This is a genomic window from Nonomuraea sp. NPDC052634 (assembly GCF_040678535.1).
In the GTDB taxonomy this organism is placed as follows: domain Bacteria; phylum Actinomycetota; class Actinomycetes; order Streptosporangiales; family Streptosporangiaceae; genus Nonomuraea; species Nonomuraea fastidiosa.
Genome location: NZ_JBFATY010000013.1, coordinates 59,539 through 72,049 on the forward strand (window position 1 = coordinate 59,539; position 12,511 = coordinate 72,049).

Annotated in this window: 7 protein-coding genes; all 7 read left to right on the forward strand. The window is 71.7% G+C overall.

The genetic code is table 11. The features are described 5' to 3' along the window. The first annotated feature begins 49 nt into the window (after positions 1-49). Entirely contained in the window at positions 50-1,126 is a 1,077-nt protein-coding gene (gene ychF, locus AB0K67_RS35475) for a redox-regulated ATPase YchF (RefSeq protein ID WP_364068884.1), read from the forward strand. Positions 1,127-1,343: 217 nt separating this feature from the next. Next, complete coding sequence (locus AB0K67_RS35480; protein WP_364068886.1) at positions 1,344-1,643, forward strand: hypothetical protein; 300 nt, start codon at positions 1,344-1,346, stop codon at positions 1,641-1,643. A gap of 962 nt (positions 1,644-2,605) precedes the next feature. Further along, positions 2,606-3,322, forward strand: coding sequence for a conjugal transfer protein (locus AB0K67_RS35485; RefSeq protein ID WP_364068888.1), 717 nt, complete (start codon positions 2,606-2,608; stop codon positions 3,320-3,322). Positions 3,323-3,397: 75 nt separating this feature from the next. Further along, positions 3,398-3,649 (forward strand): hypothetical protein, encoded by a 252-nt coding sequence (locus AB0K67_RS35490; RefSeq protein WP_364069128.1) that lies wholly within the window; start codon positions 3,398-3,400, stop codon positions 3,647-3,649. A gap of 55 nt (positions 3,650-3,704) precedes the next feature. After that, the gene (locus AB0K67_RS35495; RefSeq protein WP_364068890.1) at positions 3,705-7,706 is read left to right on the forward strand and encodes a TcpE family conjugal transfer membrane protein; all 4,002 of its coding nucleotides are present in this window, start codon (positions 3,705-3,707) and stop codon (positions 7,704-7,706) included. Positions 7,707-7,753: 47 nt separating this feature from the next. Further along, complete coding sequence (locus AB0K67_RS35500) at positions 7,754-10,231, forward strand: ATP-binding protein (RefSeq protein ID WP_364068892.1); 2,478 nt, start codon at positions 7,754-7,756, stop codon at positions 10,229-10,231. Continuing rightward, on the forward strand, positions 10,228-12,495 hold the full coding sequence (locus tag AB0K67_RS35505; RefSeq protein ID WP_364068894.1) for a type IV secretion system protein: 2,268 nt from the start codon (positions 10,228-10,230) through the stop codon (positions 12,493-12,495). Before AB0K67_RS35500 ends, AB0K67_RS35505 begins: the two co-directional genes overlap by 4 nt. The last annotated feature ends 16 nt before the right edge of the window (positions 12,496-12,511 follow it).

The window sequence follows — 12,511 nt, forward strand, 5'->3', positions numbered from 1 at the left end:
AGGCGACCACCAGCAGTCAGAGACCTCAGCGAGAGACGGAGCCGCTCCGATGAGTCTGTCCATCGGCATCGTCGGGCTTCCCAACGTCGGCAAGTCCACGCTGTTCAACGCCCTGACCAAGTCCGGCAACGCGCTCGCGGCCAACTACCCGTTCGCCACCATCGAGCCCAACGTCGGCATCGTCGGCGTGCCCGACGACCGGCTCCCCGTGCTGGCCAAGATCTTCGGCTCGGCCCGCATCCTGCCCGCCAAGGTCGAGTTCGTCGACATCGCGGGGCTGGTCAAGGGCGCGTCCGAGGGCCAGGGGCGAGGCAACCAGTTCCTCGCCAACATCCGTGAGACCGACGCGATCTGCCAGGTCATCCGCGTCTTCAGCGACCCCGACGTCACCCACGTCGACGGCGAGATCTCTCCCAAGCGCGACATCGAGACCATCAACACCGAGCTGATCATGGCCGATCTGCAGACGGTGGAGAAGACACTGCCGCGCCTGCAGAAGGAGGCCCGCCACAACAAGGACAAGAAGGCCGCGCTCGAAGCCGCCGAGGCCGCGAAGTCCGTCCTGGAGACCGGCAAGACCATCTTCGAAAGCGGCCTCGACGGCGCGGAGCTGCGCGAGCTCCACCTGCTGACCGCCAAGCCGTTCCTGTACGTGTTCAACCTCGACGCCGACGAGCTGACCGACACCGCGCTCAGGGAGCAGCTGTCGGCGCTGGTGGCCCCGGCCGAGGCGGTGTTCCTCGACGCCAAGATCGAGTCCGAGCTGGTCGAGCTCGACGAGGAGGAGGCGCTGGAGCTGCTGCAGTCGGTCGGCCAGGAGGAGTCGGGGCTGCGCCAGCTCGCCCGGGTCGGGTTCGAGACGCTGGGCCTGCAGACGTACCTGACGGCCGGGCCGAAGGAGACCAGGGCCTGGACGATCCGCAAGGGCGCCACCGCGCCGGAGGCGGCCGGCGTGATCCACACCGACTTCCAGCGCGGCTTCATCAAGGCCGAGGTGGTCTCCTTCGACGACCTGGTGGAGGCCGGTTCCATCGCCGCCGCCCGCGCCGCCGGCAAGGCCAGGATCGAGGGCAAGGACTACGTCATGCAGGACGGCGACGTCGTCGAGTTCCGCTTCAACGTCTGAGCCGTCCCGTCACTGACACCCCGGCCGCCGTCAATCACCCTGAGTGATCTTTCCTTGCGGTAGGTTACCGACGGCGGTCGGCGGTGCAGCCCGTCTTCGGCGCGTGATCTCCCGGTGGTGGCCGGATGTCTGCCGCCGGGAACGCTGACGCGTCAACCGTTTTGGGCCCCCGCGCGTCGAATCGTCACGGCGTTCACGCTGACTCGGGAGGCCCTCAATGATCCGGCGCATCATCAGGAAACGACGCCCGGCACCCACACTGACCGGCATCAGCCTGGAGGAGGAGCTGGCCCTCATCAGGGTCGAGCTCATGTACGGCCTGCGCGTCGACCGCGAGGAGTACCTCCGCAGGAAAGTGGACGAGCGCAACGAGATGGTCACCCGCATGCGCGAGCGTGAGCCCGCCGAGATGCTCGCCGACCTGCGCGGCTCGCTGGAGCGCACGGTCCGCCCGACCGTCGTCGACCTCCACAGCCGCCGCCAGGCGCGCAGCCACCAGGACCCCGAACCGGCCTGACGGGGACGTTTCCGTACGCTTCCGTACGGTCCTCCGCCAGGCCGCCGGGCTGTACCGGCCGCCGGGTGTACCGGCCGGCGGGCTGAACCGGCCGGCGGGCCGTCCTCCGCTAGGCCGCACCGGCCGCCGGGCTGTACCGGCCGCCGGGGCGTCCTCCGCCGCACCGCCCGCCAGGCCGTACCGCCCGGCGGATCGGTGCCGCCGCTGGCCGCCGGGCGGAACCCCTCCGCCGATCGTCGGGTGGGACCTCGACGTGCCGGGCGGAACCTTGATCGACACCTCCGAGTGAACTCCCCAGGGGAGATCGATCCGGACCTGAGACGCGGGGCTTGTAGCGGGTACGTGGTCACTTGTGCACGACTCATGCCGAATCCGCAGGTCGCGACAGTCCATGCCTGTTTTGGACAGGAATCCGTGGCCGCCACGCTACCGGTTTTTAGGCATCTGGCCTGGTCAAAAGCCGTTTCTTCCGGGAACTGACAGGAATCGGCACTGTGGCCTGTCATACGGGCTCGGTTTGCCGTGCGGACTGTCATGCCGCAGCATGGGCGTGGCTTTCCTGGAAGAATGGCGGAGACCGGATAGGGTGACTACTTCACCGCGGATGATGGGGATCGGCACTGGACGACACCGCGCCAGCCGGGGGGATCGGCGCGAGCGGAGGCGTGATGGCTCGTAGGTCTACCGTCCACGATCCTCGGATCGCTGACGGCCCCGGGCTTCCCGCAACCCTTGACTCAGCTGACTTCGACGCGCCGCCACCGCGCAGGCCGCGGCGCGGCGGCTGGTCGGGTGGCGGCGGACGCTGGCTGGTGTGGACCGGCCGCGTCATTCTATGGGCGCTTATTGTGGTTATCGTGGTGAATGGGATTCGTGCCCCATTTGAGCGGTTTACCCAGCAAGAGCCCGCGACGTCCAATGGCGCCGCACCAGCCGACCATGGATTCCCAACCGAGCGGGGCATGGCATTCGCCGCCCAGTTCGCCGGGGTCTATCTGAATTTCAACCCGGAAGACGCCGCGAGCAGGTCGGGCAAGCTCGCCGCATTCCTCGCCGCGGGCATGGACCCGCAGATGGGCTGGGACGGCTACGGCAAGCTGTCCGCCGTCGCCATCCAGCCGTACGACATCGAGGTGAGCGACGCCCAGAACGCCGTGGTCAGCGTGGCCTTCCAGACAGGGCCGCGCCGCATGATCCTCACCGTGCCCATCTACTACTCCGGCGACTCCAGCGGGCGCTTCGCCGTCTCGGGCCGCCCCGCCGTCCTGCCCGCGCCCGCGCCCGCCGACGTGCCCCAGGCCGCCGCACCGGAGACCGACGACGCGGCGGCGGCGGAGCTCAAGCCCCAGCTCGAAGGTTTCTTCAAGGAATACGCGTCCGGCGACACGGCCGGGCTGCAGCGTTACGTCGCCGCCGGCAAGAGCCTGCCCAGCTTCGGCGGCGCGTTCACCTTCTCGCAGCTCAAGGAAGTCGTGGTGCCTGTGGGGGGTGCCACAAGAGAGATCCAGGCGGTCGTGGTGTGGGCCGTGCCGAACGGCAGTGCGACGCCCTCTCCCGACGCCACCGACCCCGCCGCGGTCGGCGGCACGCTGGAGCAGGCCTACCGGCTGACCGTCGAGAAGCAGGGCGACAAATGGTTCGTCGCCGACATCCGCGGCGGCGGCCGATCCGTTGGATAGACGCACGGCCGCGCTGCTGAACGGTACCCCCCGGGAGGACAAGAAGTGATCTTGAAGACCATAGTGCTCACCTTGATGGAGATGACGCCGACGCCGACCTCCACGGGCATCGACACCGGGGGTCTCGCCGACTTCCTGCGGGCGTTCTTCGCGCCGCTGTTCCTCGTTGTCGTCTCCGTGGTCGCGCTCTTCTTCCTCTTCACGCGGGAGATCACCCGTTTTGTGCAGTTCCTGATCCTGGCCGTGGCCATCGGCGTGATCTTCTACGTTCCCAACATCATCGAGGTGACGGCGAGGGCGATCGCGGGCGCACTAGGCATCAGGTAAGGGTTGAGACCGTTCTCCGGCGGTCATTAACGAGCGGGTGGAGAGGAGGACCGCGTTGGACCTGCCCACGTATACGAACATCTGGCGTATCGAGAAGCGGCTCTACAAGCTGTACGACCTGCGCCTGCCGATGCCGCTGCCCATCGTCTGGATCGGCGTGTTCGTCGGGGTGTTCGTCCCGTGGTCCCTCCTGCTGGTCCTGATCGGCGTGCCGGTGGAGATGCCCTGGCACGTGCTGTTCCTGGTGCCGCCCGGCATCGTCACGTGGCTGTCCACCCGTCCCGTCATCGAGGGCAAGCGCCTCACCGAGCTGCTGGAGTCCCAGCTGCGCTACCTCGGCGAGCCCAAGGCCTGGTACCGCCTCGCGCCCTCCTCCGAGCCCGACGTCGTCACCTTCTCCGGGCGCGTCTGGCGTGCCGCGCCGCGCCGCGCCAAGGCCACGAAGGCCACGCGGGCGGGCAAGGTCGCCAAGACGGCGCGCAAGGAACGCCAGGCGGAGCGCCGGCGCGCGGGCCGTCCGGTCACCGGGCCGCGCCAGGTCCGTCCCGCCGTCGCCGCCGCTGCCGCCGCCGCGTCGCAGGCACCCGTGGCCGAGCCGACGTCCGCCCGTACGGGGTGGGGGTCGCGCAGGGGGACAGCGCCCGCTCTGAAGGCTTCGGGGCTGCCCGCGGGCACCGGGGCCGGGGGCGGGTCTGTACGGCGCGAGGAGGGGCTCTCAGGGGGCTCTGGGCGTGCTCAGGAGCTTCAGGAGCCGGTGCCGCTCGTGGACGAGGTCGTCGGCACCGCCCGCCGCACCGGAGCCACCGATCGGGCCGTGCCGCGCGACGCCGATCACGCCGTACTTCCGGACCTCGACGACTTCACCGAGCCCGCTGACTTCGAGCCGGACACCCCTCGTGAGGGGACGCCGGACGCCTCCGGTGGGGCGACGCGCGACTTCGAACCGGACGCCTTTGGCGGGGCGACGCGCGACTCCGAGGCGGACACCTCTGGCGATGCGGCGCACTCCTCCGACAGCGCGAGAGCGAGTGACCGTGGAACGGGAAGCCCTACGCGCGGAACCCCGGTGGGCGGAAGCTCAGCGGGAGGAAGCTCCGCGCGGGGAAGCTCTGTGGGAGGCAAGCCGATCGACACGGAGGCGCTGCGGCGGCTGCGCAAGCTGGCGGCCAGCGCCGACGCACCGTCCGAGTCGGCGGGCCGCGCCGATCCGGCGGCACGGGCGGACGCGGCGCCCCGTGCCGAGGATGACGCGCGTACGCAGGACGCACGGCACGAGGAAGAGATCGCCCGCGACCAGCACAGGAGAGGCCAGCCGCCCCGGCTCAACCCCGCGCTGCTGCTGTCGGGCACGCATCGCGTCTGGCCTCCGCTCAACGCGAACGCCAAGCCCGCCCCGCGCCCGTCCCGCCGCGAGGACGCCGACCAGACGGCCCGCCCCACCGAGACCGCCCGCGACACCACCACCGACCTCACCCCGACTGCGACCGACGCGCCGGTCGGTCCGGCCGACGCCACGCACGCCCCTGCCGACGCGACGAGCGCCCGGGCAGACGTCGCGGGCGGCCCGAACGAGGCGACGAGCGCCCGGGCAGACGTCGCGGGCGGCCCGAAAGAGGCGACGGGCGCCCGAGCGGCCGTGGCGAGCGATGCGGCTGCGGGCGGCCCTGCGAAGGGCACGGTCGGCCCTGCGGAGCACGACGCTCTCCCGCCGCTCCCCAAGATGCCCGTCGACGAGTCCAGGCCGCGCGAGCGTGCGGTGGCGGGCGAGGTCCCGGCTCGGACGCCCGCCCACGACACCACCCCGGCGGACGGCACGGACGGCGGCCGGGCGATCGGTGAGGATGCCGAGCCGGCTACCGAGCCGGCTACCGAGCCGGACACCGCCCAGCCGGACAGCGCACAGGACGTGGTGCTGCGCACGGGCGAGCAGCAGGTCGCGCCCGCGGAGGACGGTGCCGACGACGCTCGGAGTGCCACCGCCTCGGAGAGCCGGGTTGACGATGGCCAGCGCGATGTCTCCTCGCAGCAGAGGGCCGACGATGGCCGGCTTGAGGCGCCCGCGAAGGCTCGGACCAACGACGGTCGGAGTGCTGCCGCCTCGGAGAGCCGGGTTGGCGATGATCAACGCGACGCCGGCTCGGAGGCCGGTGACGGCGAGCGAGGTGCTTCGACGGCGGACCCGGCGGGTGACCTGCGAGACGCCCCGGTCGCCGAGCAGGCGGGCCCCGACCGGCAGAAGGATGCCGCGGTCGAGCCGAGCCCGGCCACGAGCGATCCCGGCGAGCGCACAGTCGAGCCGGCGGTCGCGGAGACCGTGGAAGACGACCAAGCCGACCGGGAAGCGGCCCCCGCAGCCGTGGCGGCCCGCGCTGAGGCGGCAGGCGAGCACGAAACCCCGTCGGTGACCGCCGCCGAAGAGACCGTCAGCCACCCGGCCGGCGCGGCGGCTCCCGAGGGTCGTGGTGAGCACGCGGCTGAGCCGACGGACGGCGAGCAGGCCCCGCAGGCGGCCGAGGGTGAGCAACCGGCGACCACAGTCCGCGGGCGGTCGCGCTCGGCGGCCGGCCGTAAGGCGGCTGCTGAGCGGGCGGTTGCGGGCAGCGAGCCGGGGACGGCTGGACGGTCGGCCGCTGGTGATGAGCCGGAGGCGGCTGGGCGGTCGGTCGCTGGCGGTGAGCCGGAGGCGGCTGGGCAGTGGGTCGCCGGTGGTGAGCCGGACGCGGCTGAGCGGGCGGTTGCCGCCCGTGAGGTCGCCGTTCGTGAAGCCGAAGCGGTTGAAGCGCGGGTGATCCCGCTGGAGCGGGAGCGTCGTGCGCACAGGGAGGCCGCCGTTGAGCGCTCGGGCGAGGCGGCCCGTGAGCGTCCGAGGCGTGCGGCGGACTCGCAGGAGTCCGGACGCGGCGCGGCGGCGCAGGAGTCCGGACGTGGCGCGGCGCGGCAGGCCGAGGCAGGTGGCCGGCAGGCGGAGGCCGGCGATCGTCAGGCTGGGCGTGAGGCGGCGCGGCACACCGAGGCCGACGGACGGCAGGCAGGACGGCAGGTGGCGCGGCAGCGGGGGGATGTGGCCGCGCCGGTGCCGGGGCCGAGGGCCGGGGAAGGCCGGGTGCGCAGGGTCGAGTCCGTGGTGGGGCGCGACTCCGGCGGCTGGCGGCGGATCGCCCAGGTGGTCGTCGGCGGCGCCAGTGTCCGTACGGACGGCTCGGAGCTCGACGAGGCGCGGGCGAAAGCCGTGTTCAGCGGCAGCCGCAGGATCGTCGTCCTGGGCTGCACCGGCGGCGCCGGGCAGAGTACGACGGCGCTCATGCTGGGCCACACGTTCGCGCAGTACCGGGACGACCGGGTGGTCGCGGTCGACGCGAGCACCGGCGGGGGCGGACTCACCAGCAAGATCGAGCCGGAGACCCCGGAGACCCTGACGTCGTTGCTGTCGGGTCTCGACCGGGTCAGCGGCTATCTCACGATGCGGGGATACACCACGCGGACCGCCTCGGGGCTCGAGGTGATCAGCGCGGACACCGACGCGGGCGCCGAGCAGCGGCTCGCGGACCGGTCCTTCTTCTCCGACCGCCGGATCGGCGAATCCATGCGCCTGCTCGACCGCCACTACAAGCTGGCCGTCATCGACCCGGCCGCCTCGCTGGCGGCCAGGCTGCTGCCGTACGCCGACCAGCTCGTGCTGGTGGTGCCGGCGAGCGAGGAGGCGCCGGAAGCGGTCGCGATGACGTACGAGTGGCTCGACGGGCACGGCTGCGCGGAGCTGCGCAGGCGCGCGGTGATGGTGGTCAACGGCGTCAGCAGGCGTTCGATGGCCGACGTCGAGCAGGCGGAGTCGGTGGCCAGGGGCAGGTGCCGGGCCATCGTCAGGGTCCCCTGGGAGGACGACCTGGCGCCCGGCGGTGCCGAGGTGGTCGATCCCGGGCAGTTGCGCGCGGCCGGGCGGCGGGCCTATCTCGCCCTCGCCGGTGTGGTGGTCGCGGGCTTCGCGGCGCAGACCGTACGACCGAGCGAAGAGGAGATGGCGAGTGACCCCCCGGGCACGAGAATCGGTGAGCGATAAGTGAACAAGCGAGCAGGTCTGGCCCGTTCATGCGCCGAGGGGGCGGCATGAGCAGGGCGTCCCGAGCGCATCAGCGCCTCGCGGTCCGCTACTTCGACGACCGCATCCTGCTCACGGACACCTGCGCATGGGCGTACTTCCGGCTTCCGACGGTCAGCTACGAGTTCGTCACTCCGGAGGAGCGCGAGGCGCTGGCCACCAACATCACGATCGCGCTGGCCGCGATCAGGATGCCCGACGCCGAGGTCCATCTGCGGGTCGCGCACCGGGCGTATCCGGCGGCGGAGTGGGCGATGGCGCTGAATGCCACCTCCGACGAGGGGCCCGGCTGGCGCGACTACCTGGAGGAGATGTACCGGCACGTCTGGGCGAAGGACTTCTGGACCAAGGAGGTCTACCTGGGCGTGCGGCTCGGGCCGCGCGGCAAGCAGCTCGGCAGCGGCGTGCTCTCCCAGCTCTTCGGCTTCTACCAGAAGACGGAGAAGGCGCTGGGCATGGAGGACGACCACGTGCCCGACAGCGAGATCAGCCGGTGGACCGAGTCCGCGGAACGCCTCGGCAGGGCGCTCGCGTCCAGCGCGCTGTACGCCCGTCACGCCACCTCCACAGAGGTGGCGTGGCTGTTCCAGCACGCGGCGGCGGGGGCGATCGGCGATCCGCCGCCGTCGGCGAGCCCAAGGCGGCGCTGGGGCAGGGGCGAGATCGAGTCGCTGGTCGAGGGCGAGATCCACAACGGCAGGTCGCTGCTGCGGATCGTGCAGCCGCAGGGCGACTCGTACGTGGCGTACCTGTCGTTCGCGCGCTTTCCCGACCTGATGCCGTTCCCGGACGGCGAGCCGTGGATGCACTTCGCGGACCAGCTGCCGTTCCCGGTGGAGATCTCCTCGCGGATGCGGCTCATCCCGCCGGTCAAGGCGTCGAAGGACGTGGCGCGCAAGCTGGCGCACGCCCGCGACATGGACCACCACATCCGTGAGGCGGGCGCGGAGGCGCCGCTGGCGCTGGCCGAGCAGATCGACGCCGCGCGCATGCTGGAGCACGGCATCACCAAGGAGCGCCTGCCCTTCGTGTACGGCTGGCACCGCCTGATCGTCTCGGCCCCCACCGAGGACATCTGCGTGCAGCGGGTGGAGGCGGTGGTCGAGCACTACCGCGACATGGGCATCGACGTGGTCAACTCGACGGGCGACCAGTTCTCGCTGTTCTGCGAGTCGCTGCCGGGCGAGAAGGTCAGGGTCAACGCCTACGCCCAGCGTCAGCCGCTGCGCACGATCGCGGGCGGCATGGCCACGGCCACGGTGGAGCTGGGCGACCGGCTGGGCGAGGGCAGCGAGGGCTGGCTGGGCCCGTACATCGGGGAGACGGTCGGCAGGGCGCGCAGCATCGTGCACTTCGACCCGCTGGTGGCGGCGACCCGCAACCGGCCGACGGCCATCGCGATCACCGGGGAGCCGGGCGGCGGCAAGACCACGCTCGCGCTGCTGATGATCTACCAGATGGCGCTGCGCGGCGTGACGGTCGCGGTGATCGACCCGAAGGGCGACGCGGAGTCGCTGGTGAAGCTGCTGGAGAAGCGCGGGCGCAAGGCGAGGGTGATCCCGCTCGGCTCGGCGGCGCCGGGACTGCTCGACCCGTTCTCGTTCGGCGACGACATCGCGGCGAAGAAGACGATGGCCACCGAGACGCTGCGGCTGCTGCTGCCGCGCATGTCGGAGGAGCGCGAGTCGGCGATGATCCAGGCGGTGGCGGCGGTCTCCAACGGCCCGAACCCGTCGCTCGGCAAGGTCGTCGACTATCTGGAGCAGGCCGACGACGCCGCGTCGAAGAACCTGGGCGCGGTGCTGCGCTCGATGTCGGAGATGCATCTGGCGCGGCTCTGCTTCGACCCCTCGGGCGGCGAGCAGATCGACACCGAGGGCTGGACGACGGTGTTCACGCTGGGCGGGCTGACCCTGCCCGACGTGGCCACCAGCAGGGAGGACTACTCCTACGAGCAGCGCCTCTCGGTGGCCCTGCTCTACCTGGTCTCCCAGTTCGCGCGCAGGCTGATGAACGGCCTCGACCGGCGCGCGCCCAAGGCGATCTTCCTGGACGAGGCGTGGGCGATCACCTCCACGCCGGAGGGCGCCAAGCTGGTGCCCGAGGTGAGCAGGATGGGCCGCTCCCGCAACACGGCGCTCGTCCTGGTCTCGCAGAACGCCGGAGACCTGCTGAACGAACAGGTGACCAACTGCCTGTCGTCGGTCTTCGCCTTCAGGTCCACCGAACGGGTGGAGGTGGACCACGTCATGTCCCTGCTCGGGGTGGAACCGCTGGAAGAGCACAAGGCCGTGCTGCGCTCGCTGGGCAACGGCGAATGCATATTCCGCGATCTGGATGGCAGGGCGGGCCGTATCGGAGTAGACCTGATCTCCGAGGAGCTGCTCCGCTGGCTCGACACGAACCCGACACACGACAAACCCGACGGCGCCGGGCATGATGATCTTCAAGGGGGCGTGGGCAGGGCGCAGGAGGTACGGTCATGAAGATCCGACTACCCAGACGGCTGGCACTGGCGCTCGCGCTCGTCACCGGGATCCTGGTGGTGCCGATCGTGGTGGGCGCCGCCTCCACGCCGGCGGCCGCGGCCCCCTGTGACCTGTCGGGCCCGCTGTCGCCCGAGATGGTGGGCAGCGGCGTCGACGGCCTGATCCAGCCGCCCCCGCCCGAGGGCGGCCCGCAGGCCCCGACCACCAACTACGCCCAGTTCGGCATGAGCGGGCAGTTCTGGCACACGCACGAGCTGACCTGCTCCGATTACGTGGCCGTGCTGGGCAACATGTGGGCCAACGGCATCTTCACCGCGGCCAAGGCGATCGACCGGCTCACGATCACGACCTATCAGGCGGCGGCGACCGAGGGCCCGCTCCAGTCGATCAAGGACGTCGTCGACGACATCGTCACGAACCTGGCCAACGCCATGTACTGGCCGTACCTGCGGCCGATCGTCATCCTCGGCGCCATCTGGCTGGCCTGGTACGGTCTGATCCGCAAGCGGGCCACCACCACCGCGGAAGGCGTCATCTGGATGGTGCTGGCGGTCACCGTGGCGGTCTGGTTCTTCAGCCGTCCCGGCGACTTCACCGGCCTCGGCAAGGTCGTCACGGACAAGACGGGCGAGGTCGTCAACTCCGCCTTCGCCGGTCTGCCCGGCGCGGGCGGCGCGTCCTGCCTGCAGCCGCCGGGACAGCCCGACGCGCAGGTCAAGGCGGGCGGCTACGCGCAGGCCGGCACGCCCGGCGTTGAGCAGAACGCCGACGCCCTGTGGTCCACGCTGGTCTGCAAGCCGTGGCTGGTCGGCCTGTTCGGCACCTCCGACCCGCAGCAGCCCATCGTGCGCGACTGGGGCCGCAAGGTGCTGGAGATGCAGTCGGTCCCGCAGGCCGTGGCCGGGCAACCGGCGCCCGACGTGGGCGCCCGCCAGTCCGAGTACGCCGACTTCGCCGACAAGCTGCGCAACGACCCCCGCTACGCGACCTTCTCGGGCCGCGACTGGTCCAACCGGCTCGGCGTGGCCGTCGGCGCGTTCATCGCCGCGCTGGTGGCCGGGCTGCTCATCTTCCTCGTGGCGGTCTCGCTGCTGGTGCTGAAGGTGGGCTTCCTGCTGCTGCTGATACTCGGGCCGATCTTCCTGCTGATCGGCGTGCATCCGGGCAGCGGCCGCATTATCGCCATGCGCTGGGTCGAGATGCTCATCGGCACGCTGCTGCGGCAGGCCGTGCTGACCATCGTGCTGAGCGTGCTCATCTACGGGTACGCGCTGATCATCTCCACCGCCATGCCGTGGGGCATGCAGGTGCTGTTCATGGCGCTGCTGACGATCGCGGTGTTCTTCTACCGGCGGCCGTTCCAGCACCTGTTCGCCTCGATCAACGGCCACACCGTCACCACCCGCATGCTGGGCGAGGCGGCCAGCTCGCCGGTGCTCGAGCGGTCGGCCGGCGTGCTGCCGCCGGTCGCCTCGGCCAGGATCGGCCGCTGGGGCCTGCGCAAGGCCGAGCCGGTCATCAGGGCGGCCGGCATGGTCAGCGGCACGGGCGCGGCGGCCTCGGCGGCATCCGCGGCCGCGGCCGGGCAGGTTCGCGTACAGGAAGGCGAGGGCACGCCCTCCGGCGCCCGCGTGCCCGCGACGGCGGCCCCGCTGGACACCGACCAGCAGGGCGGCAAGGCGGCGGGACGGGCGGTTCCCGAGCCGCGCAGGGGCACCGCGCCGCCGCTCAACCTGGGCGGCACCTCCGGGCGTACGCGGGGTCCCGGCGGCCCGCGGGTCGGCGGTTCCGGCTCCAACGGCTCGTCCGGCGGCTCCGGTGTCGCGGCCGGGTCGGGCGGCGGCTCCGGCGGCGGCTGGTTCGGCGGCGGGTCAGGCGGCGGGTCAGGCGGCGGCTGGGCTCGGCGCGGCGGATCCGCGAACGGCACCCGTAGCACCCGTACGTCCCGCTTCAGCGGATCGGGCTCCGGAGGCTCCCGGTCGGGCGGCAGCCTGTTCGGCGGCGGGTCGCGCTCGGGCGGCAACGGCTCACGCTCCGGCGGCGGGCTGTTCGGCGGCTCGTCACGCTCCTCCTCCGGCGGCGGCAGGTCGGGCGGCGGTACCTCGCCGGGCACCCGGATCTTCGGCTCCGGCGAGACGTCATCCCGCGCATCGGAAGCGCCTCCGCTGTGGCTGCGCAGCAGCCGCGACGGCGGCGACTCCGGAGGCGACAGCCCTTCCGTGCCGTTCTGGCTCAAGCCGAGCAACCCCGACAAGGACTGAGACCCCGGAGAACTGA